Origin of the sequence: Sphingobacterium populi (assembly GCF_001586775.1) — a bacterium.
Lineage (GTDB): Bacteria > Bacteroidota > Bacteroidia > Sphingobacteriales > Sphingobacteriaceae > Sphingobacterium > Sphingobacterium populi.
Genome location: NZ_LQXS01000001.1, coordinates 800,932 through 823,479 on the forward strand (window position 1 = coordinate 800,932; position 22,548 = coordinate 823,479).

The 22,548-nt window shown below is 40.6% G+C and carries 23 protein-coding genes; 9 read left to right on the plus strand and 14 right to left on the minus strand.

Annotation, left to right across the window (positions count from 1 at the left end):
* Window positions 1-51: 51 nt before the first annotated feature.
* The 3 genes from A0125_RS03175 to A0125_RS03185 all read right to left on the minus strand — a co-directional run bounded on the left by A0125_RS03175 (window position 52) and on the right by A0125_RS03185 (window position 3,691).
* Entirely contained in the window at window positions 52-672 is a 621-nt protein-coding gene (locus A0125_RS03175) for a response regulator (protein WP_066751971.1), read from the minus strand.
* Window positions 665-2,593 carry a tetratricopeptide repeat-containing sensor histidine kinase gene (locus A0125_RS03180; RefSeq protein WP_066751972.1) on the minus strand — a complete coding sequence of 643 codons (1,929 nt, stop codon included), beginning with the start codon at window positions 2,591-2,593 and terminating at the stop codon, window positions 665-667. Before A0125_RS03180 ends, A0125_RS03175 begins: the two co-directional genes overlap by 8 nt.
* Before the next feature lie 117 nt (window positions 2,594-2,710).
* Entirely contained in the window at window positions 2,711-3,691 is a 981-nt protein-coding gene (locus A0125_RS03185; RefSeq protein WP_066751974.1) for a TolB-like translocation protein, read from the minus strand.
* A 100-nt stretch (window positions 3,692-3,791) separates the two neighbouring features.
* On the opposite strand from A0125_RS03185, the gene A0125_RS03190 reads away from it, so the two are divergent.
* The gene (locus A0125_RS03190; protein WP_066751977.1) at window positions 3,792-4,277 is read left to right on the plus strand and encodes a regulatory protein RecX; all 486 of its coding nucleotides are present in this window, start codon (window positions 3,792-3,794) and stop codon (window positions 4,275-4,277) included.
* A gap of 3 nt (window positions 4,278-4,280) precedes the next feature.
* Here the strand turns inward: A0125_RS03190 and A0125_RS03195 are convergent, their stop codons facing one another.
* From A0125_RS03195 to A0125_RS03210, 4 genes are all read right to left on the minus strand, one after another.
* A complete protein-coding gene (locus A0125_RS03195; protein WP_066751980.1) occupies window positions 4,281-4,673 on the minus strand; it encodes a hypothetical protein in 393 nt (130 codons plus the stop codon).
* A gap of 192 nt (window positions 4,674-4,865) precedes the next feature.
* On the minus strand, window positions 4,866-5,309 hold the full coding sequence (locus tag A0125_RS03200) for a ferritin-like domain-containing protein (RefSeq protein WP_197464748.1): 444 nt from the start codon (window positions 5,307-5,309) through the stop codon (window positions 4,866-4,868).
* Between the two features lie 179 nt (window positions 5,310-5,488).
* On the minus strand, window positions 5,489-6,583 hold the full coding sequence (locus tag A0125_RS03205) for a sensor histidine kinase (RefSeq protein ID WP_066751984.1): 1,095 nt from the start codon (window positions 6,581-6,583) through the stop codon (window positions 5,489-5,491).
* Window positions 6,584-6,640: 57 nt separating this feature from the next.
* Window positions 6,641-7,057 carry a response regulator gene (locus A0125_RS03210; RefSeq protein WP_066751986.1) on the minus strand — a complete coding sequence of 139 codons (417 nt, stop codon included), beginning with the start codon at window positions 7,055-7,057 and terminating at the stop codon, window positions 6,641-6,643.
* 366 nt (window positions 7,058-7,423) lie between these two features.
* Between A0125_RS03210 and A0125_RS03215 the strand changes: the two genes are divergently transcribed.
* Window positions 7,424-7,780, plus strand: a complete 357-nt coding sequence (locus A0125_RS03215) for a response regulator (RefSeq protein WP_066751988.1) — start codon at window positions 7,424-7,426, stop codon at window positions 7,778-7,780.
* Between the two features lie 58 nt (window positions 7,781-7,838).
* On the opposite strand, the gene A0125_RS03220 is transcribed toward A0125_RS03215, so the two are convergent.
* The 4 genes from A0125_RS03220 to A0125_RS03235 are packed head-to-tail and all read right to left on the minus strand — an operon-like array spanning window position 7,839 to window position 11,950.
* Entirely contained in the window at window positions 7,839-8,915 is a 1,077-nt protein-coding gene (locus tag A0125_RS03220) for a DUF3810 domain-containing protein (protein WP_066751990.1), read from the minus strand.
* 3 nt (window positions 8,916-8,918) lie between these two features.
* Window positions 8,919-9,974, minus strand: coding sequence for a nucleoid-associated protein (locus A0125_RS03225; protein WP_066751992.1), 1,056 nt, complete (start codon window positions 9,972-9,974; stop codon window positions 8,919-8,921).
* A gap of 31 nt (window positions 9,975-10,005) precedes the next feature.
* Window positions 10,006-10,911: a histone deacetylase family protein gene (locus A0125_RS03230; protein ID WP_066751995.1), complete on the minus strand. Its 906-nt coding sequence runs from the start codon at window positions 10,909-10,911 to the stop codon at window positions 10,006-10,008.
* A gap of 10 nt (window positions 10,912-10,921) precedes the next feature.
* Window positions 10,922-11,950 (minus strand): quinone-dependent dihydroorotate dehydrogenase, encoded by a 1,029-nt coding sequence (locus A0125_RS03235; RefSeq protein ID WP_066751996.1) that lies wholly within the window; start codon window positions 11,948-11,950, stop codon window positions 10,922-10,924.
* Window positions 11,951-12,001: 51 nt separating this feature from the next.
* On the opposite strand from A0125_RS03235, the gene A0125_RS03240 reads away from it, so the two are divergent.
* The gene (locus tag A0125_RS03240; RefSeq protein WP_066752727.1) at window positions 12,002-13,915 is read left to right on the plus strand and encodes an ABC-F family ATP-binding cassette domain-containing protein; all 1,914 of its coding nucleotides are present in this window, start codon (window positions 12,002-12,004) and stop codon (window positions 13,913-13,915) included.
* 66 nt (window positions 13,916-13,981) lie between these two features.
* Here the strand turns inward: A0125_RS03240 and A0125_RS16020 are convergent, their stop codons facing one another.
* Window positions 13,982-14,227: a hypothetical protein gene (locus A0125_RS16020; RefSeq protein WP_231863125.1), complete on the minus strand. Its 246-nt coding sequence runs from the start codon at window positions 14,225-14,227 to the stop codon at window positions 13,982-13,984.
* Here A0125_RS16020 and A0125_RS03245 point away from each other — a divergent pair.
* Window positions 14,112-15,125, plus strand: a complete 1,014-nt coding sequence (locus A0125_RS03245; RefSeq protein ID WP_231863124.1) for an AI-2E family transporter — start codon at window positions 14,112-14,114, stop codon at window positions 15,123-15,125. The genes A0125_RS16020 and A0125_RS03245 overlap by 116 nt on opposite strands.
* Before the next feature lie 68 nt (window positions 15,126-15,193).
* On the opposite strand, the gene leuS is transcribed toward A0125_RS03245, so the two are convergent.
* Entirely contained in the window at window positions 15,194-17,977 is a 2,784-nt protein-coding gene (gene leuS, locus A0125_RS03250) for a leucine--tRNA ligase (RefSeq protein ID WP_066752000.1), read from the minus strand.
* 170 nt (window positions 17,978-18,147) lie between these two features.
* On the opposite strand from leuS, the gene A0125_RS03255 reads away from it, so the two are divergent.
* The 5 genes from A0125_RS03255 to A0125_RS03275 are packed head-to-tail and all read left to right on the plus strand — an operon-like array spanning window position 18,148 to window position 21,865.
* The gene (locus A0125_RS03255) at window positions 18,148-19,026 is read left to right on the plus strand and encodes a cell division protein FtsX (protein WP_066752007.1); all 879 of its coding nucleotides are present in this window, start codon (window positions 18,148-18,150) and stop codon (window positions 19,024-19,026) included.
* Window positions 19,027-19,062: 36 nt separating this feature from the next.
* Window positions 19,063-19,317, plus strand: a complete 255-nt coding sequence (locus A0125_RS03260; RefSeq protein ID WP_066752010.1) for a DUF3098 domain-containing protein — start codon at window positions 19,063-19,065, stop codon at window positions 19,315-19,317.
* Between the two features lie 5 nt (window positions 19,318-19,322).
* Window positions 19,323-20,117 (plus strand): undecaprenyl-diphosphate phosphatase, encoded by a 795-nt coding sequence (locus A0125_RS03265; protein WP_066752013.1) that lies wholly within the window; start codon window positions 19,323-19,325, stop codon window positions 20,115-20,117.
* 4 nt (window positions 20,118-20,121) lie between these two features.
* On the plus strand, window positions 20,122-20,832 hold the full coding sequence (gene truB, locus A0125_RS03270; RefSeq protein WP_066752015.1) for a tRNA pseudouridine(55) synthase TruB: 711 nt from the start codon (window positions 20,122-20,124) through the stop codon (window positions 20,830-20,832).
* Window positions 20,833-20,878: 46 nt separating this feature from the next.
* Window positions 20,879-21,865: a bifunctional riboflavin kinase/FAD synthetase gene (locus tag A0125_RS03275; protein WP_066752017.1), complete on the plus strand. Its 987-nt coding sequence runs from the start codon at window positions 20,879-20,881 to the stop codon at window positions 21,863-21,865.
* Between the two features lies 1 nt (window position 21,866).
* Here A0125_RS03275 and A0125_RS03280 read toward each other — a convergent pair whose 3' ends face one another.
* A complete protein-coding gene (locus A0125_RS03280; RefSeq protein ID WP_066752019.1) occupies window positions 21,867-22,397 on the minus strand; it encodes a DUF962 domain-containing protein in 531 nt (176 codons plus the stop codon).
* Between the last annotated feature and the right edge of the window lie 151 nt (window positions 22,398-22,548).

Sequence of the window (22,548 nt, forward strand, 5' to 3'; positions counted from 1 at the left end):
TGCAACATGAAATTTGCCTGTTTTGTTTGCTGATCTCCACAATGAAAAGGTTTATATAAAACGCATTTCTGTTGCTTTATGAATGAGCGATGCTACATTGTTGACCTTGAATTTTTGAAGTAAATTTCTACGATGACTTTCGACCGTGAGCGGGCTAATGAACATATTTTCGGCGATATTGCCCGTCGTCAATCCTTTCGCAAGCAACAAAAGAATCTCTTGTTCACGCCGTGTTACGATTGGCACCGTTTGATCCGATTGCTTAAGCATTTCTTGCATCTCATGGGCAACAATTTTTTCTCCGCAACAAACGGCTTTAATAGCGTCAATCAATTCCTCTGATGATACATTTTTCAGCAAATAACCAGAAGCTCCATTTTGTAGCATCCGACTAGCTACGCTCGCTTCATTAAGATTGCTGATCGCAATAACCTGTACTTGTGGATACTGCTTTTGTAGGATCTGTATCGCATCGAATCCATCCATTTCTGGCATATTAATATCCAATAAAACGACATCTACAGCTGTTTTATCAAGATAAGAGAGCGCTTCGCGTGCATCTTCGAAAGATTGTTTTAACTGTATGTCATCTGCCCCGGCCAAGATATACTCAAAGCCGCGTAGCACTAAAGGGTGATCATCTACGACAATTACTTTAATTTGTTCAGCCATGTTTGTTGAGTGTTATATGAATAGAAACACCTTTTCCAGGTGCGGTATCGATCTCCATATGTCCATTGAGCATATCTACTCTATTCCGAATATTTTGAAGACCAATACCACGTGTCGGTTCTTGGAGTATTTCTCGGTCAAAGCCCCGCCCATTATCCTCAATAGATAGGTAAAATCTGGTCTCATGCTCGCTACATTGCAGCAGCACATGAGACGCTTGGCTATGACGTACTGTATTCGTCAACAGTTCTTGGGCGATACGATATACGCCAGTCAAAAACTGCGGAGTATAGTTCCCGGATAAGTCCGACGCACGAAAATCAACCTTTAAGTCGGCATTTTGCATACTTCGGCACAGATCGCTAAGTGCCGCTGTTAGCCCCAAGGTGCGCAATGATTCGGGCATCATATTTCGAGCTACTCTTCGTACCTCATCGACCGAGTAATCTACTTGTTGGATCAATTGCTGTAATCGGTCATCTTGTATCGGCTGAGCTGATTTGTTAGCTGCTGCTGATTGGGATACAATAGCCGAAAGTTTAAGCTTGATTCCCGCCAAGATACCGCCTAAACCGTCATGCAGATCTCTTGCAATGCGACTTCTTTCCTGTTCTTCGCCATGCGCCATCGCGTGTAGCAGGTGTAATTTTTCCTGTTGTGCGTGTATACGTTTACGATTACGCATACTACTATACCCAATAAATACAAACATTAGTAACAGGATTAAGCAGAATAATAAACTGACAATCCAGCCTCTTGTACGAATAAGTGTAAGCTCCTGTGCCTGATTCTTTTCTTTTGTGATCAACAGTTCTCGTTCTTTCTCCGCGGTCTGATACTTCTTTTCGAGTTCTAAGATTCTCGTCTCATTAGCATCTACTGCCATGCTGTCGACCACAGCCGCATATTTTTGATACCAGCTCGCTGACGCTTTATAATTCTTAAGATCATTTTCTACTATGGCGAGGTTATAATAAATCCGCTGCTTATTGCGCAAGATCGGGGTACGCTCTACATAGGGTAATACTTGTAATAGTGCTTGCTTGGCTTGCGCAACACGACCAGCATCGTAATAAGCTTCATATTGATCAAATAATACGGTAGCTGTCATTGATTCGCTTCTCATCGCGCGAGCCATTGCTAGACCTTTCTCAAATTGTACAAAAGCTTTTTCCCAGTCCCTTTTCTTTTTCCAATAACTGCCATATACGGTATAATACATCGGTCCATAGGTAGAATGCGGTATGGATTGCAGCGTTTTGGCAGCTTGCTGAAGCAGTACCTCAGCCTGATTAAGATGTTGTTGAAAAATGGCATTTCTAGCGGCGTTGACATAAGCGGTGAGCCGATGTTCATCATTTGCGCCCTCTGCTTGCAACATCGTTATAGCACTTTTGTAGTAATCATCGGCTTTTTTGTAATCCTGCATATTCATCAAAGCCATTGCCACATTCTGATAATTACTTCCTAACAACGATGTATCTCGGATGGCAGTAGCCATTGGTATGACCCGATTTATTAGCGCTTCGACGTATTCTCGTGCACGACCTTCTCGCTGTAAGATGGCGCCATAGCTTGACCATAGGCGTATACGATAGCGTGTAGCACGTTCGTGGTTTACGGATTTCAGACTTTTTTCGGCTGCCATATATAGTTGCTTTGCCTTGTCCGGATTGGCATCAAAATTGGCCGACGCTTTGTAAAAACTTAAAACACCTTGGAGAAAAGCCTGATTTTTGTCTTTAGGAAATAGCTCCTCGGCTTGCTTGATGTACAAAAATGCTTTAGCAGTATCATAATCTCCCCAAAAGAAGCTCAAATCTAGCAGGGCAAAAGCTTTTTCTTCGTTGTCTGGCAGTGCATGGATGGTCTTATATATGCTGTCTCCATACTGTTTGATATCTTGCATGGACTGTGCCATACCAACGTAAGTAAACAGTGTTAGCAAAAAACAAATAAACCAACGAAAAATGCGCATAGCGTAAGATGTATTCACGTAAGACGTAAGTTACAGAATTAGCAGCACATATTATATTGGCTAGCGCCAAATGACTTGTCCACCTGCCATTTCCGTTTTTTCATCTCTCCAAATCACAGGTATTACTCCTGCTGAATTAGCTGCGACCGGATCTACATTGTATATTTTGCCGTCGTTCGGTATGATCTTCAAATCCCAAACATATCCAAACGGACCTGTCTGCCTATAATTAGAGCCTACTAAGATGTGTTTACCATCTGGGGAGAATACTCCTTCTGCTTCTTTAAAATTGCTTTCTGTAATCTTAACTGGCTCGGATCCGTTCATGTCCATAGTATGCAAATGATTGCCGATACGAACCAGAAGCTGCGTACCAGCCGGATTGACGGCAAGATCGCCCCAGTCATCATAAGTCATCTCTTTAACTAATTGACCAGATGTATAAGGTGGATTTAGGCGGATAATGTAATTCTTGTGAGTAAGCAATAAGCTATTGCCGGGTAGCCACAGTCGCGTGGCATTGAAATCAAACGGCTCGCCATTAATATCGTTAATGCGGGTTACGAATTCACCATTTCGCTTGACGATGGTAATACCATCTTCTTTGTCATTAGACGTAATGAGGATATGACTTTTATCATGTGATAGATAACCTTTACAGTAGGCGTTCAAAGCCGGACTATGGTACACGAAGTTTTCCAGAATGGCATTATCAGACATTTTACTAATGGTAAAACGAATCGGGTAAACACCTACTGTACTTTCGTTCATCACGGTCAATCTTTCTTGGCCATCTCTGGAAACATCAAAACTATTCAGGTCGCTATTATTCGGAATAAATGCGCCGCCAGAACCAGCTGGCATATTAAATCTTAAAATTCCATCTGTCGCCCAATCATAATAAATGGTACCAGAAAGGCTAGCTAATCCACCCGCATTATCATGATCACCAATGCCATTATCTTTCGAACAGCCGACAAAAACTGATATGACAAAAAAGATGATGCCGTACGCTCGTACGGACGAAAAAGATGTTTTCATAAAGTAATTTTTTAAGTGCGCTATCTAAACTTAAATTTCGCATAATAAGTTTTGCAGCACAATCCATGGAAACCAGTATTTTTGTACAAAGCCATTTGCTATGCAAGAAACTGACCGCTCCCCAAAAAAATATACTCCGATGCAGGCGAAAGCTAAAGCAGAAAATTTTTGCGCGTTTCAAGAACGCGCACAACAAGAGGTACGTGATAAATTATATAGCTGGGGACTGCATAAAAATGATGTAGAAGCCACGATCAGTCAGCTTATTGAAGACAATTTCTTGAATGAGGAACGCTTTGCACGAGCGTATGCTCGTGGCAAATTTAAGATGAAGGGCTGGGGAAGGATCAAGATCAAACAAGGCTTAAAAATAAAGCAAATATCTGCTCCTTTAATCCGGATCGCTATGGAAGAAATTGATTCACAAGAATACTTTGCGACGCTGGAATCACTAATACACAAAAAAGAATCGTTACTTCGGGAGGCGGATGATTTCAAAAGAAAACATAAACTTTTTCAGTACGCTATCGGTCGAGGGTATGAATCAAACTTAATTGCGGAGGTGATGGACTCCCGAAGCGAATAGCTGCTATGATAAATCTTCTCGGTGTGTAAATTCGGACAATAATTCAGCACTATATTGTTGCCAAAGCGAAAGTTTAATTTCTTTCTGACGAATCTTTGAAGTATGCAATTCTTCTGCAATTAATGTGTTGAAGTAAGTATAAATCGAAGCTTTTGATTGATCCCCTTGATAACCAACCTGGCAAAGCATACCTTGTAAATACATTCGATAATATTTGCAAGCAAACTCAATGGGATTGGATAACGAAATGTTCTTCCCTACTAGTTCATTGTAATAGCTACATAAGGCATGTAGGTAGTCAGCAATTAGATCAGCGTTAATCGCTTTTTGGTAATCAGTCTTATATTCGATTTTTACTAATTTTAGCGTTTCCCCAATTCGCTTATTCAATTTCATAATTCGTTAGATATTAGTTTTTTAAAAAACAAATATATTATATAAATAATATATTTTAAAATAAATAACTATTATAGCAAGCAATTATAAAATAACGAAAGTTAAATCAGCGCCACACACAAAAAATCATGTGCGGCGCTAATTTAACTCCTTGAAATTTAAAACTTTGCGCTTCAGTACGTAAAGACAGCGCTATTTTGAAAGGTCTCGTAATCCCTTGATTGTATCATGGGCATCTTGAATGTCCTTTGCTTGTTTTGTCAATACTTCACGAAGATCCGCAGTAACCGTTTCATCTTCTAAAGCTTTTTTGTAAGCAGCTTTTATTGCGTCTTCACCGCGTTCGGCCTCGTCAAGAATCGTCTTGCGATCACCAGATGTGAATAGGGATTTAATATCGATCCATGCGCGGTGCAATGTGCCTGCAACACTTTTATCCGTCTCTACGTCTTCACCGAGTTTACCTACCTCAGCACTAAGCTCTTGTGCGAAGCGTCTACTTTGATCAGCGTATTGCGTAAATAATTCACGCAGATCCACATTTTCGTCTCCAATATCTTCATTAGCTTTGTTAAAACCAGCTACCCGATCATTATTAATTTCGATCAAATCGTGTAAAATATCTACTTTCATCATGATTAATTATTTTTACGACGGCGACTATCAACCGTCCAAGATTCAACACGTATTTTACGATATGGTTTTACTACGCTAGTTCGAATTGGTTACTTTAACAAAAATTTAAGATTCAGCGTTCCATTATCCGACTATAATTCAAAGCGTACACGAATCACTGGAAATTACGATTTAAATTGCTACGAACTTTTACTTAACTCTAGTAAGGCACTCTGTATCTCCCTATCGAGTTTGTTGGCAGCTTCGATAATCATATTGATCTCCTGCTGCTGCGGTGCGCTTCCAAGTTCTTTCCATATCTGGGTAATCCCCAAAATGGACGATACTGGACCACGAAATCGATGGGATTGTAAATCATTAATCCACTGTATTCTCTTCCTATCTCGCAACGAGATGTGATTTTCAGTATTTTCCGGCAAGATGGGCAAAGCGTGATAAGATACGCCAATTAGCTTACCTGAGAGATCGTATGCCGGACTAAAGTGACAATACGACTGGACACCGCCCCAACAAATACCATATTTAATTTCTTGAGAAATGCTTTTGCCATCTAAGGCTTTATAATAATTTTCAATAAAATCAGACTTGGTTTGAGGCCCAAGGTAATCTCTAATATCATCACCAGCTTTGATCTCAAGTTGCAAATTCTCACAGATTAATTGCGATAGGTATGGATGGCAGGTAACAACTCGAAAATTTTTATCTAATAATAATGTGACCACCGTCTTGCCATCAAAAAGCTTTTCTCGACGAATAACCTCTGCTTCTGGATCATCAAGCGAAAGACCAGTATTCAAATCTATCGTATTGTTCTCAACTAAGCTGGACAATTTTTTGACAACTGTTTTCAGCAATTCGAGCTGTATACTGGATATTTTATTGGGTGCATCATGATATATGCATAGGAAAGCCAGCAAATTTCCATTTTCACAATACAAAGGTACGCCAACATAGAAAAGTATTCTCAACGATTCATTCCCCAGCAAAATTGGTGATAAAAGTGGTAAGTTTAGTACATCTTCACATACCACCAGATCACTTCCTTGTTGTAACCTATACAGTAAAGAATCCGCTTGATCTATTCTATCCAGTTCAAATCCATAACTGCAATAATTATATTGATGCCCTTCACGTAATTGCGCGATGGTCGCAAATCTAGCGCCACAAACTTTGGCAGCTGCGGCGATGGCGTCTCTTATCTCTTGATTGTTAGCAATATCAACGCTAAGCTGGGGTTGCGCTGGAACAGCCTTTGTTGGCAATCTTTCTGGCATTTTATGATTGATAATTTTCGTAAGAGATAATTCTTTTCTCGTGTTGGCTAACTAATGCTAAGGTATGTCGTCGTGATTATCTGTCCAGCAAATTTGCATAAAATTTTCCCTAATCAAAGGCTTTGTTAAATAACTATCGACTTCTTTTTTAGATAAGCTACGGAAGCTGTCTTCTGGGGATACCGAAGAACTCACGATATATAGCTTACTATTAGTAAGCAACTGTTGATTACTTAGATGGTCCACCAATTCCCAACCATTCATCAATGGCATATTGATATCCACAAGTAGAACATTCGGCAGCACATTTCCTGCATTATTTTGTTCCATAAAATACGCCAAAGCCTCTTTTCCATCGTAGAAGCTTATAAAATCCAAATCCTTACATAATGCCGCCAAATTCACTTTGCATACATAATGAAAGATTGGATCATCATCTACGACACATATTATCATCTTTGATTTTTTAGCCATAATTTATACTACAAAGTACCGTATTGAAATATATTGGAATGCCTGGTTGTTACATAGTATTCTTTAAAGATTATAATTTAAAGGTACCGATTGATAATAATTTTTCATTTTTTTTCCACATAACAATAAGATTTTGTAGATCGCTTATGTTTGCCATTAGCCATTAGTGTTGGATACGTTTGCAAACTAATTTTCTCAGATAATGATATTATTTTAGTTATTTATATGTCACAACATCATGTAATACTTGTTTCATAACAGGTATAAATTTCCATTAAACCACTTTTAGACGTATTTATACCCGATTTAAGCGGTCATTATAATCAATTGCCGCATTCTTAATATTTTCGCGGAGACAACATTTAAATGGCATCTAAAGTTATAATTGCGGACACAATTGATCTCTACAGATTTAGTCTGATAGGTGTCATTAGAGCGTGTAGTACTGATATCGAAATATTCGAAGCTACAGACGTGGCTGAAGTACTCGAAATACTCAAGAACAACGATATTTCAATCGTATTCATAAATATTAATATGTTGGATTTAAATGATCCAACCATACTAAAATACCTTAATAAACTCCAAGTCGTACTGGTCAAAGATAGTCGCTCTACAGATGTGTTAGACGAAAACAATTTACCATTCGTAGCTCGGACGATAGAATTAGAAAATAGTCTAGAATCCAGTAAAGCTGCGATTATCGAAATACTAAACAACTAGCTTTAAATAAATTCATCAGGTGTGAAGCAGCTTAGCTATTCGTGAGCTAGTGCAACTTTTAGTAACTATTCTTTTTTGACCAGGCCACAATTAAACGATTCATCATTCCATAACGTTGCGCACCTTCGGGTTGATTATTATGCTGTAGATAATGATTGTAAAAAATACCCGAAATATAATTGACTGTACCGTTGTATTTCGACCAGAACTCCCTTTCATTTTGCATATCTCGCAAAATTTGAGGATGCAATAGTGCAACATAATGTTTAAAAGACTCGGGTTGTGCAACACGCATCGCAGCCAACAAAGATTGGATGGCCGAATAATGTGCGCTGTATGCATACCAGGGATTAGGGTGCTGTGCTAGTATTTGAAAAGCGATAAAATTACATTCATCTTCAAATCCTATTCCCATCTGGTGCGCCAGCTCGTGTACTACCGTGAACGGAAAACTTGGCCAAGGCGTTAAAGCATTTATGTGTGCTTCATGTGTGAAAGGATTGAAATAGCCATTTACCGCAAAGTATGATACCAAATGGCTCGATATTGGATATTTAGCATGGATATTCTTCTTTCGTAATACAGCGTCGAAAATCGTATCATTAGCCATAACATGTTCCAATTGTTCCTTATTTTGGTCATAATCTATCGCTCCGTCATCCACTTGCTTTCGCAGCACATTTGCACGACGAATCAAGCTATCTAAAACAACTTCGTATGCACTTGCAGGAATATGGTCAACTTCCAGATTGTAGGTTGCGGCCAACGGCTGCCGATAGTAATTCAATCCCCAACCGACGTAAAACAAATGATGAAGTACCATCGTCATCGTCACAAATTGAAGTCCGGATCGCCCGGCACTCTGCCATTGCCTTAAGATTAAAAAACGAACTACTCGCAGACATAGCATGAGCAAGCTGCACAAGGCAGCCACATAAAACAAATCGCCTACACTAAAAGGCAACCAACTAAAAAGGATCGTAGGAACATAACTATATATCGGGTAAAAGTGATTAGAATATAACCATTCTACACGTGCTGCATCTTGCACGAAAAAAAAACCGAAGATGCCCAGCAAGACACCCACTCCTATTAACCAGTAATACAGACGATTATTTGACCTTTGCGATCGCATAAGCTATTGTTCGTTATCGAAATACAATTTATAGAAATTCATGCCACGCTCTTCATCGTATCCTCTTTCGATATAATCGCGCTTTCCATGAATATAAATATGAAAATTTTTATCCAATTTAACCACTGATTTATAGTCAGATGCCATCTTTTTAACTGCACCAGCAGCTATTTCAAAATTTGCCTGAAAAGGCATATCCAGCTCTTCGCCTACCTGATCGCGGTAGTCTTTAAACAGAGAAATCGCCTGTGCGTTGCCCAATACTTCACCCGAAAATTCCTCTTCCTCAAAAGTATCATGCGCTTTGAAGTAATTCATAGAACGGTTAAGCAAATCTGCTTTTTCCGCTTTATCCATTTCAAAAACTTCATCAATCTTCTCATTGACAAAGTTTTTATACACTTTCAAAAAATTACCCGTCTGCTGAAAATTGTCGTCCCGTACCCGCAGTTGCAAGAAATCATCTTTCCAATATACGGCGTCTGAGCCATTGGTCTGATCCGTTACCAATACTTTATAACCTTGTTCGGCATCCGCTTTTACAATCACCACACCTTTGTCGAGTTTGTTGATATTGATCGCTTCCTGCTCGTAATCCAATCCAAATCCGCCTTGCTCCGGGTATACTTTCAGATAAGCTTCTTTATTCTCTGATTTAAAGATTCCTACAGCAGATCCCTCCTCACCTTCCATTTGAATATTTTTCAGTGCGACCACATACAATTCACCGGATTTGATATTGGGATGCGAAGATACCTCGTATAAATGCTTTGTTACCTGCTCCGAAAATTCATGAAATGGCATTTTCCCGTCGAAAAATGCATGCGCAAAATGATAGACTTCATTGAGTTGCAAATCTTCATTGGGATGAAAAAAGCGGTATACTTCCTTCACTTTCGCGAAAGGCTTCATAAAATATTGCATCAGCAAATCCGGTAGTACTTCGTCTTGACTCAAGTCAATCGGCTGTTCCGACAAGGCATAATATTCGTCGCGAGCTTTGTTGCCCACACGATGGATAGATAATGATTCGAACGTAGCGTCTTGATGAAAAAACATGCTTATTGAAATTTAAATAATAATAGTGTAGTTATAAATGGTACAAGTCGATCGCTGTGCGGTAAGTGCTTACATGCGCATCTACGATATGGCGCAAAACTTCGGAATATCCGCCGCCCATACTGACTTGCACAGGAGCTTGATACGCGCGGCACAACTCGAATACGATTTGATCACGCTGCCGACAACCTTCCGCTGTCAATCCCAATTTACCTAGCTTATCGGTTGCCAACACATCTACGCCAGCTTGGTAAAATACAAAATCGGGTTTCACCTGCTCAAAAACAGGATTCAATGTCTTCGACAGTTGCGCAAGATAATCCGCGTCGCCGATGCCATCGTCCAACCCAACATCACAGTGCGATTGCTCCTTTATGAAAGGGTAATTTTTCTCCCCGTGCATCGAGAACGTAAAGACACTGCGATGATCCCTAAATATATGTGCTGTGCCATTTCCCTGATGTACATCCAGATCCACGATCAAAATTCGATTTGCAAGCTTCTGATGTTGCAAGTACGCAGCAGCGACGGCTTGATCATTGAGCAAGCAAAATCCTTCTCCGAAATCACGACCCGCATGATGCGTACCACCAGCAGCGTTGAAAGCCACGCCATATTGCAGCGCATAATGACAGGCTTTTATCGTACCATCGACGAGCAGTCGCTCGCGAATAATCAAGGATTCGGACAAGGCAAAGCCAATGCGGCGAACCATTTTGGCATCCAAGGTGAGATGGAGCAAATGATCCACATAGTCGGAATCGTGCGCCAAACAGAGTGTGGCGCGATCTGCCCATATCGGTTCAAAGAAATTGTCTTTAGCTGCCAATCCTTCGTGCATTAATTGCTGCGGTATCAGTTCGTACTTTGCCATCGGAAACCGATGATTGTCGGGAACGGGATGTACATAAGCTGGATGATAGGCAATTTTGAGCACAGCGAATGAATTACTTTTTGAGTAATGCTTTGCAAATTTTGCTGACCAAACCTGGTCCTTCGTAGATAAAGCCAGTATACAACTGAATTAAAGCGGCACCAGCTTCTAATTTTTCCAATGCATCCGCAGCGGAATGAATACCGCCAACACCAATCACTGGAAATGCTCTGTTAGATTTTTGAACCAAATAACGGATCACTTCTGTAGAGCGTTTGGTCAATGGTTTTCCGCTCACACCGCCTGTTTCTTGCACTAAGCCTGGATCGCTTTTTAGTCCGTCACGAGAAATTGTTGTATTCGTAGCAATCACGCCGGAAATCTTTGTTTCTTGTACGATCTCGACGATATCATCCAATTGGCTATCGGTTAGATCAGGAGCTATTTTTAACAAAATTGGCTTCGCGACGTCTTTTTGTAAGTTAGCCGCTTGCAAGGTGTTTAAGATATGCATGAGTGGCTCTTTTTCCTGCAGTTCTCGCAAACCTGGTGTATTTGGCGAGCTCACATTGACCACAAAATAATCAACATAACTATACAAGGAATGAAAACAGTACAAATAATCATCGACCGCCTGTTCGTTTGGAGTCAACTTATTCTTACCAATATTACCACCAATGATCAAGCTGCCTTTATTTTTAAGATGTTTTAAGCGACCTGCCGCCACATCAGCACCTTGATTGTTGAAACCCATGCGATTGATAAGCGCTCCGTCCGGAATCAGGCGAAACATGCGCGGTTTATCATTGCCAGGCTGAGGTTTTGGTGTTACGGTTCCTATTTCGATAAATCCAAAACCGAAAGAAGCCATTTCTTCTATGTACGATCCATTCTTGTCAAACCCTGCAGCAAGTCCGACAGGATTCTTAAACTTCAAGCCAAACACTTCTCGTTCCAGACGACGATCTTCGACCGCATACGAAGCTTTCAATACTGCTTTTGAACCCCATATTTTTGACACTTTAGAAAGTCCACCGGTCACCAAATGATGCGCCGATTCTGGATCCATTTTAAAAAAGAATGGTTTGACGAGTTTATACATAGTACGGCAAATTTAACCAAAGAAGCAGAAATATTCACTACTTTTGCGGAAATGATCTCGATTAATAATTTAACATTTGAAATAGGTGCAAGAGCATTGTACGACGATGCCAACTGGCATATTAAGCCGGGTGATAAAGTCGGACTGATCGGTGCCAATGGAACCGGAAAATCTACTTTACTGAAGATAATCGTAGGCGAGTATACTCCTACCTCGGGCACCATCTCCATGGCCAAAGATCTAAAAATCGGCTATCTCAATCAGGATTTACTTTCCTACCATTCGGAGAAGAATATTGTGCAGGTGGCAATGGAAGCCTTTGAACGCCAAAATCAGCTGCATGAGGAAATAGAAAATTTGTTACAGAAATTGGAAACTGATTATTCGGACGACATACTGAACAAATTGAGCGACAAACAAATGGAGTTCGAAGCATTGGATGGCTACAACATTGAGTTTCGTGCAAACGAGATTTTGGCCGGTCTTGGATTTTCCGAAGAAGAGCAAAAACGGCCTTTGGCGACGTTCTCCGGAGGTTGGCGCATGCGTGTTATGCTTGCTCGTATCCTACTCCAAACCCCAGACATTTTGCTTCTGGATGAGCCAACCAACCACATGGATTTACCTTCTATCAAATGGTTAGAAAACTATCTTGGTGCGTTTGAAGGTGCTATCGTGATCGTTTCGCACGACCGATATTTCTTGGATAGAATTATCAACAAAACGGTCGAATCGCGCAAAGGAAAGCTGACTCTGTATGCGGGCAACTATTCTTTTTATCTGGAGGAGAAGTCGCTTCGCGAAGAATTGCAGGGAAATCAGTTCAAGAATCAGCAGGCGAAGATCAAGCAAGAAGAAAAGTTGATTGAGCGTTTCCGTTCGAAAGCATCCAAAGCTAAGATGGTGCAGTCGCGCATCAAGGCGCTGGATCGTATGGAAAAGATTTCGGACGTAGACGATGATAATCCTGAAGTAAACTTCAGCTTCAAATTTTCGAAACCTTCGGGTCGCCACGTAGTGACTTTAGAAAACATTTCGAAAAGCTATCCCAATATTGAAATCCTGCGCAATGCGGATGGATTGATCGAAAAGGGTGATAAAATCGCACTTATCGGCGCCAATGGTAAAGGTAAATCTACCCTGCTCCGCATCGTGGCCGATGATGACACCGAATTCACTGGCAGCAGTGTAAAAGGGCATAATGTGTCGCAAACCTTTTTTGCACAGCATCAGCTCGAAGCCTTACATTTAGAAAACTCCATTCTACAAGAGCTTCAAAACTTCGCTCCTAAGCACACCGAAACGGAGATCCGTTCGATCTTGGGTTGTTTCTTGTTTACCGGCGATGATGTTTTTAAGAAAATTAAAGTCCTATCCGGAGGCGAAAAATCGCGTGTGGCTTTGGCAAAAGCATTAACGGCCGATGCCAACTTTTTGGTGCTGGATGAGCCTACCAATCACTTGGACATGGCTTCGGTGAATATTTTGATTCAGGCATTACAACAGTACGAAGGTACTTTGATCGTCGTGTCGCACGATCGATATTTCTTAGATCATGTAGCCAACAAAATCTGGTACATCGAAGATAAAGACATCAAAGAATATCCTGGCACGTATCAGGAATACGAAGTATGGAATAGTAAACGCACGTTGAAACCTGCTTCATCTGAGAAGAAAGAGGAAAAACCGAAGTCCGAAAAGAAGGTAAAGCCGGCGTTAACAAGCGATTCGAAGGTGCAACTCCAAAAGAAAAACAAAGAATTAGCTCAGTTAGAAGCTGAGATCGCAACAGCAGAAAAAGAGGTAACTCAATTAGAATCGGTATTAGCGCGTGAGGAGGTTTTCTCAGATGCCGAAAAACTAAAAATGGCTACCAGAGAATATAATTCTTCAAAAGCGGCTTGGGAACATTTGCAAACAAGGTGGGAACAATTAGCTGAGGAAATTATGGAATTGGAGAGTTAGATCAATCCTTATTCACTGATTATCAGTTACTATTATTGCTCTTATGTAGATCACTACGAAGCCCGATTAATCAGGTTCTTCGTAGTGTTTTTCCAGCGCTGCAACTAAAAAAATTTCCGCCAGATCAAAAAATAAAACGTTTTCCGTAATTCGTTGTTGTAAACGTATTATGGAAAAATCTGAGAAGATGGCTATCATGCGAAAAACCGCGCTGATATCATTTGTTGTTTTAATTTTTATACTGTTTGCTTCCCTGTTTGTTAAAACATTTAGCATACTGCTTTTATTATTTGGTGGACTTTTATTCTCCATTTTCTTTCAAGCAATCTCTAATCGTATTCATGGTTGGACTGGTTGGCATAAAGGAATCACTCTTACTTTAGCCTTTTTTCTGGTATTTGGATTTATCTCAGGCGTAACGTACCTCATCGGAAACACGATGGCCCAGCAGTACGAACAGTTTAAAGAGGGCATTCCTAAGACGGTGAAAAGTGTTGAGTCATATTTGGATGACACCAGCTGGGGCGATAAAGTAAAAGACATGAGCCCGTCGATGGAAGACAATGGAGATCAAGTGATGCAGCACGCTGGACGTTTTTTCAAATCTACATTTGGATTTTTTGGAGACCTCTACGCGGTAATCTTCTTAGGATTATTTATCATGATCTCGCCCAAAGAGTATAAGAACGGCATTGTCACATTAGTGCCTCAACGCTACAAACCAAAAGCAGATCATATTCTAACAAAAATGGGTAGTGATCTTAAAGTTTGGCTAAAAGCTCAAATGCTAGAAATGGCCTTTGTATTTACGCTAACGGCTATTGGCGCATTGCTTCTTGGTGCTGAACTTTGGCTTATCTTGGCTATTATTGCCGGTACGCTTACTTTTATCCCAAATATTGGTCCTACATTAGCATTAATACCTGCTGCTTTGGTTGGGTTGATGGATGGGCCAGAAATGGCATTGTGGCTTGTCGGTTTATTTCTACTTGTTCAATTATTAGAGTCAGGTGTTTTCGGGCCATTTGTAAGGAAGAAAATGCTTTCTTTGCCACCAGCATTAGTATTATTCTTTCAGCTTTTGCTGGGCAGTCTTGCTGGTGCGTGGGGTATTTTATTTGCTACACCAATTTTGGTTATACTGATCATTTTGGTTAACGAAGTATATTTGAAAGGCATGTTAGAACAAGAGCCTGAGACAGATGAATAAATAGTGTAGTAACAAATAAAGCGGCGCCGAATTGACTTCGGCGCCGCTTTATTGTTGTTGTACATGAGTTATATTACAATGTTGATTATCTTCCCTTTAACGAAGATGATCTTACGAATAGGTTTACCATCTATATAACGTTGAACCTCTTCATTGGCTAGCACCAAATCTTCAACTTCTTTAGCGTCCAGATCCAAGGCCAAAGGCAGATTTAATCTTGTCTTTCCATTCACAGAAACGGGATAGGCAAACTCCGACTCTACCAAATATTCCGGATTGAATGCGGGATATGACGCGTAAGAGATTGTTCCTTTTGGCTGCCCCATCAAGCACCAGAGTTCCTCTGCAATATGTGGAGCATAAGGTTGTAGCACAATCACCAAATCCTGTAGAATTTTGATTTTGTTACATTTCAGATCCGTCAGCTCATTCACACAAATCATAAAGGCAGATACCGAGGTATTGAAGGAGAATCGTTCAATATCATCTTCCACCTTTTTGATAATTTTGTGCAAGGCTTTGTATTCCGCTTTTGTAGGCTCTTCGTTAGAGATATGAAAATTACCCTCGGCATCGTGAAACAAACGCCATAGTTTTTTAAGGAATTTATAAACGCCTTCAATACCATTTGTATTCCATGGTTTTGATTGCTCTAATGGTCCTAAGAACATTTCGTACAAGCGCAAGGTGTCTGCGCCGTATTGTTCAATAATGTCATCTGGATTCACCACATTGAACTTCGATTTCGACATTTTCTCGACTTCGTGCCCACAATGGTATTTGCCATCTTCCAAAATAAATTCTGCATCAGCAAAATCCGGACGGAAAGCTTTGAATTTTTCTAGATCCAACACATCGTTAGATACGATATTAACATCTACGTGCAAGGCCATCGTTTGGTAATCGCCTTTCAAACCGTAAGAAACAAATTTATTTGTGCCTTTGCCTTCGGCATCCATTATGCGGTACACAAAGTTGGAGCGCCCCTGAATCATTCCCTGATTGATCAGTTTTTTGAAAGGCTCCTCTTCTCCTTGACAACCCCAATCTTTCAAAAATTTGTTCCAGAATCTTGAGTATAATAAATGGCCTGTAGCATGCTCTGAACCACCGATGTATAAATCGACAGACTTCCAGTAATCTACTGCTTCTTTAGAGGCGAAGGTATTGGGATTTTGTGGATCCATATAACGAAACCAATACCACGATGAACCTGCCCAACCCGGCATAGTACTTAACTCGTACATATTTTCACCTTTGTATCTCCAATCATGAGCTCGACCCAAAGGCGGTTCGCCAGTTTCTGTTGGCAGATACTTATCCACTTCTGGCAGCAATAACGGCAACTCTTCTTTATCAATCAAATAAGGCAAACCATCTTTGAAATAGATCGGAACTGGCTCGCCCCAGTAACGCTGACGACCGAAGATCGCATCGCGCATGCGGTAATTGATTTTCCCTTTACCCAATCCTAACGCTTGCAACTGATCGATTACCGCCGGAACGGCTTGTTCATACGTTAAGCCATTGATGATTTCGGAATTGATGTAACGACCGTCTTTATTCGGGTCGGCCGCTTCGCTAATGTCTTGGGAATCAGAAATCGGAATTATAGGTAAATCGAAATGCTTGGCAAATAAATAATCGCGCTGATCACCTGATGGTACTGCCATAACGGCTCCTGTACCATATCCGGCAAGTACATAATCTGCGATCCAAATCTGTACATCCTGACCTGTAAGCGGATGCTTGGCATATGCCCCAGTGAAAACGCCCGATACGGCTTTCACATCCGACATACGATCCAGTTCAGATTTTTTGGATGTCGTTGCTATATAGTCATCTACGGCAGCACGTTGTTCATCAGTAGTCAGAGCACTGACCAATTCATGTTCAGGCGCTAAAACTACAAAACTAACACCGTAAATGGTGTCTACTCGTGTGGTAAACACTTCTATATACGTCTCTAATTGTGGCAGCGGAAAACACACCGTCGCGCCAATGGATTTACCAATCCAGTTGCGTTGCATTTCTACCAATGGTTCTGGCCAATCTACGGTATCCAAGCCGGTCAACAATCTTTCGGCGTACGCCGTGATTCGCATCGACCATTGCATCATCTTTTTCTGCTCGACAGGATATCCGCCACGCTCAGAAACGCCATTGATCACTTCATCATTGGCCAACACGGTACCCAATGCAGCACACCAATTTACGGTGCTTTCGCGAAGATAAGCCAAGCGATATTTAAGCAGTTCTTCCAACTGTTGCTCTGGCATAAAAGCCGCCCATTCCTCCGCCGAAAATATTCTAACGTCTTCGTCACAAGCTGCATTAACACCTTTACTACCTGTTTGTTCAAACCGATTAACTAATGTATCGATTGACTCTGCCTTATCTGCATCCTTGTTGTACCAAGCGTGAAATAGCTGCATGAAGATCCACTGTGTCCACTTATAATATGCGGGATCTGAGGTGCGTACTTCTCGAGACCAATCAAAAGAGAATCCTATATTGTCCAATTGTTCGCGGTAGCGATCGATGTTTACCTCGGTTGTGATGGCAGGATGTTGTCCAGTCTGTATCGCATACTGCTCGGCCGGCAATCCAAAAGAATCATAACCCATCGGATGAAGCACATTAAATCCCTTCAATCTTTTAAAACGGGCAAAGATATCTGAAGCGATATATCCAAGCGGATGTCCCACGTGTAGCCCGGCTCCTGATGGATAAGGAAACATGTCTAAGACGTAATACTTAGGCTTATCGGTCGATTCGCTGGTGCGAAATGTTCCGTTTTCGGCCCAAAATTTTTGCCACCCCTTTTCAATAACTTTATGATTGTACTCCATATAATAAATGCAATGAACTTTTAACAAGTGCGAAAATAGCGATTTCTAAAGATTATTGCGACTACTTACCCAAAATGGCCGTTGAAAAGTGTTAGATTATGTTAACGCCTATTTCGATAGTCGGCAATAATGTTTACTTTCGCAGGGTATATATAAGATCGCGAGAACATATGTCAATAATTGAAGAAGGCTCATCCAGAAAAAAGACGAAATCGGTATATGTATCTACTGTTATTAGTATTGCATTGGTACTATTGATGACCGGCTTGCTGGGACTAATTATGGTTCATGCTAAAAATTTGTCTAGGTACGTTAAAGAGAATATCGTACTCAACGTGATTGTTAATGATAACGTTAACGAGGGTGATGTACTGGCTTTGCAAAAAGATTTGGATCGAAATAAACATGTTTTGCGGACTGAATACATCAGCAAGGAGCTGGCTGCCAAAAACTTGAAAGAGGATTTGGGCGAAGACTTCGTTGAATATCTTGGTCACAATCCATTGTTACCTTCCATAGACGTGTATATGAATGAAGCCTATGCCAATAATGATAGCATTCAAGCATTCATCACGCAAGTATCTCGCAATAGTCGCATCAATGAAATTGTTTATCAGGAGAATCTGATCGATATGGTGAACCAAAATATACGAGTGATCGGAATTGTCGTATTGGCTTTTGCCGCAATATTACTTATCATCGCGGTAGCACTCATCAATAACACGATTCGCTTGGCGATCTATTCACAACGCTTTTTGATCAAGAGTATGCAACTTATCGGTGCTACCAAAGGCTTCATCCGCAGACCATACATCTTGTACGGTATTGTACATGGGCTAATTGGTTCATTAATTGCGATTTTACTCCTTTTATTGACCTTACATTTTGCTCAGCAACAAGTGCCCGAACTGGTATTTTTACGTGATTGGCTTGAATTCATTTTCATCTTTGTCGCTGTCGTGATATTAGGCATATTGATTTCTGGTGCGAGCACTTATTTTGCTGTTACTAAATATTTAAGAGCTAAGTCTTCCAGTTTGTATCGTTAATCTTCATAGTTATTCCGCTTAAAAATAATCTGAAATATGGCTCAAGTAAAAAAACAATCGACTACAAAGGTAAGTTCCGCTAGCAAAGCTACTTTCGTATTCAAGAAGCAAAACTACCAATTGTTTGTTTTGAGTATCTTGGTCGTTGCAATAGGTTTTATTCTGATGATTGGTAAGGAAGATCTATATAGTTTTACCAAAATTACTTTAGCACCATTCGTAGTAGTATTGGGTTTTGCTTTAGGTTTTGTTGCCATCTTATATAAGCCAAAACCCACTAAATCCAATTAAGGATAATGACCTATTTAGAAGTAATTATCTTGGCCATTATTGAGGGCCTTACAGAATTTTTACCCGTATCGTCTACCGGCCACATGATTATCGCAACGGCATTCATGGGCATCGAACCTACTCCATTTGTCAAGCTATTTACCATTATTATTCAGCTAGGTACAATTCTATCTGTATTGGTGTTGTATTGGAAACGATTCTTTAAATCATTTGACTTCTACTTTAAATTGGTGGTAGCGGGTGTCCCCGCTTCTATTCTGGGTTTGTTACTCAGTGATTTTATCGACGATCTGCTGGAAAGTCCATTTATGGTAGCGATCATGTTAGTGATCGGTGGCGTAATCTTGCTATTTGTAGATAAATGGTTTAATAAACCACGCACAGACGATTCGGATGAGATTTCTTACAAGCAAGCTTTTATTATTGGTTGTTATCAATGTTTGGCGTTGATCCCCGGTACATCGCGTTCAGCAAGTACAATCGTAGGAGGCATGACACAAAAGCTAACGCGTAAGGCGGCTGCAGAATTCTCTTTTTTCCTAGCGATTCCCATGATGCTTGGTGCATCTATTGTCAAGTTATATAAGTTTCTGAAAAATGGGCATGTCTTCACTTCAGATGAGATCAATTTACTGATTATTGGAAATGTTGTTGGCTTTATTGTGGCCATTATTGCGATCAAGAGCTTTATTGGAATCCTTACTAAATATGGTTTCAAAGCCTTTGGCTGGTATCGAATCGCTATTGGAACCATCATCATTATCTTAATGGCGGGTGGTTATAGCCTTCAGATCTTATAAAAATATGACGGAATTGATGACGGAGGAGAAAAAACAATTTCATTTTGCCGAAGGCCAACTTTTACTGGTGAATAAGCCTTACGAATGGACAAGTTTTGACGTAGTGGGTAAACTGCGCAATACCATGAAACCACTTAAAATAAAAGTGGGGCATGCTGGCACTCTAGATCCTTTGGCGACCGGATTACTGATTATTTGTACGGGCAAAATGACCAAGCAAATCGACAGTTTTCAGGCAGAAGATAAGGAATACACTGGTATTATTACTTTAGGTGCTACTACACCAACCTTTGATTTAGAAAGTGATATCGATCAAACATTCGACATCAGTACTATTACGGAAGAAGCTATTCAACATACTGCTGCATCATTCGTTGGTGAACAGGAACAATATCCGCCTGCGCACTCTGCCATTAAGGTCGATGGCGAACGCGTGTATGAAAAGGCACGTCGTGGTGAGACCGTCATATTAAAGCCAAGACAGATCACTGTGCATAGCTTTGACATCGAGAAGATTGAGATGCCTAATATCCATTTCAGAATTAAATGTACGAAAGGTACCTACATACGATCTATTGCGAATGACTTCGGTCAGCGACTTAAAAATGGAAGCCATCTGTCTGCTTTGTGCCGAACAAAAAGCGGTGATTTTCGTTTAGAAGATGCTTGGAATCTCCAAGATTTAATAGAAGCCATAAAATTGGACAAACAGTAATCAAGTACGTCTATTAGCGTAACGTATTAATTTAAAAAGTTCCACCGTGAAAATCTATAGAAGTTTAGATGAATTCGAACGATTGCCTAATGCCGTCGTAACCATTGGTACTTTTGACGGGGTGCACGTTGGACACCAACGCATTCTGAGCAAACTGATTGAAACTGCACGGCATACAGGTGGAGAAACTGTTTTGCTTACCTTCTTTCCGCACCCACGATTGATTATCAATCCGGATGATGATAGTCTGCGGCTCATCAATGACATCGAAGAAAAAACACATCGCTTGGCATTAGCGGGTATCGATCATCTGATCATCACTCCTTTTACGAGAGATTTTTCGATACAGACTCCTGAAGAATACATTTCTAATGTATTGGTTAATAAGATTGGCTGTAAGTCCATTATCATCGGTTACGATCATCATTTTGGAAAAGACCGTGCCGGAAATATTCAAGAACTGATGAAATACAGCAGTATATTTGATTTTCAAGTAAGCGAAATTCCGAAGCAAGATATCGATGATGTAGGTGTTTCGTCGACGCGCATCCGCGAATCCCTGATTAAGGGAGATATCGCGACTGCCAATAAATACCTAGATTATCCTTTTGAGTTGACCGGCACAGTCGTTAAAGGCGATCAAATTGGTCGTACTATTGGATTTCCGACAGCTAATCTCAATGTACACGAAAGCCACAAGCTCATTCCAGCCTATGGCATCTATGCTGTTGAAGTCGAGATCTATCCGCGTGTTCCTTCTATAGAATCGGGGCCGTATATCTCGCCGCAGCCAGAGCGTATTGCTAAGGGTATGTGCTACATCGGTACAAGACCTACGATCGACGATATGAGTCGCAAAATCGAAGTAAATCTATTAGATTTCAAAGATGATTTGTACAAAAAAACACTTCGTGTAAGATTTGTACACTTTATCCGACACGATCAATGGTTTGAAAGTCTGGAAGAACTACAAACTCAGATTCAGCACGACGAAGAAAGCGTACGATCTTATTTTGAGGAGCATTCCAACTAACTTAATAACGCCATCCCAATTTTTGAAATACTTTGGACCATAGCCAGATTGGCCCAATAGTAATAAGACGAATAAATGATACAGGCTTTTTACTTGGCTGCTCTTTCTGGTAATGCGAATACAGGGTGACTAGGCCGATAAGCGCTAACGCCGCAAATACCATCCAGGCCGGCAAACCATGATCTCGTTCTATATATTCTAGTTGTACGATTAGGAAACTCATCCCACCGATGGTGAATAGCATCGCGTATGACAAAGTTGCCGCGAGTTTCAGGTAGATATAAATCACAATAGCGATAAAGAAAGAGCCCCAATTGAGAAATGTATGTGCTTCCATGCGTTCCAAAAATGCCAATCGTGGAAAAGGAATCATCCAGACCAATCCCATCACGCCAAAGAAAATCAAGAATACTCCCAACGCATAGATCGCCTTCGGGCGAAGTAAACTTTGATCCATCTGATGGAAATAAGCATCTACTGGTCTATCAAATTGAAGTGCTGTCGTCTTTGGGTTTGCTTTTTTGTTTGCCATCTTATCTGTTAAACTTCGCGCAAAGATACAAAATGATTAGTGATTCTAACCTAGCGTACCACAGCACTGGTTTTAATAAAATAGTCCGAAGCACCGCTCGTTATTGCTTCGATTTTCTTAATTTAGCATAGCGGGGTGTTATGGGGATGAA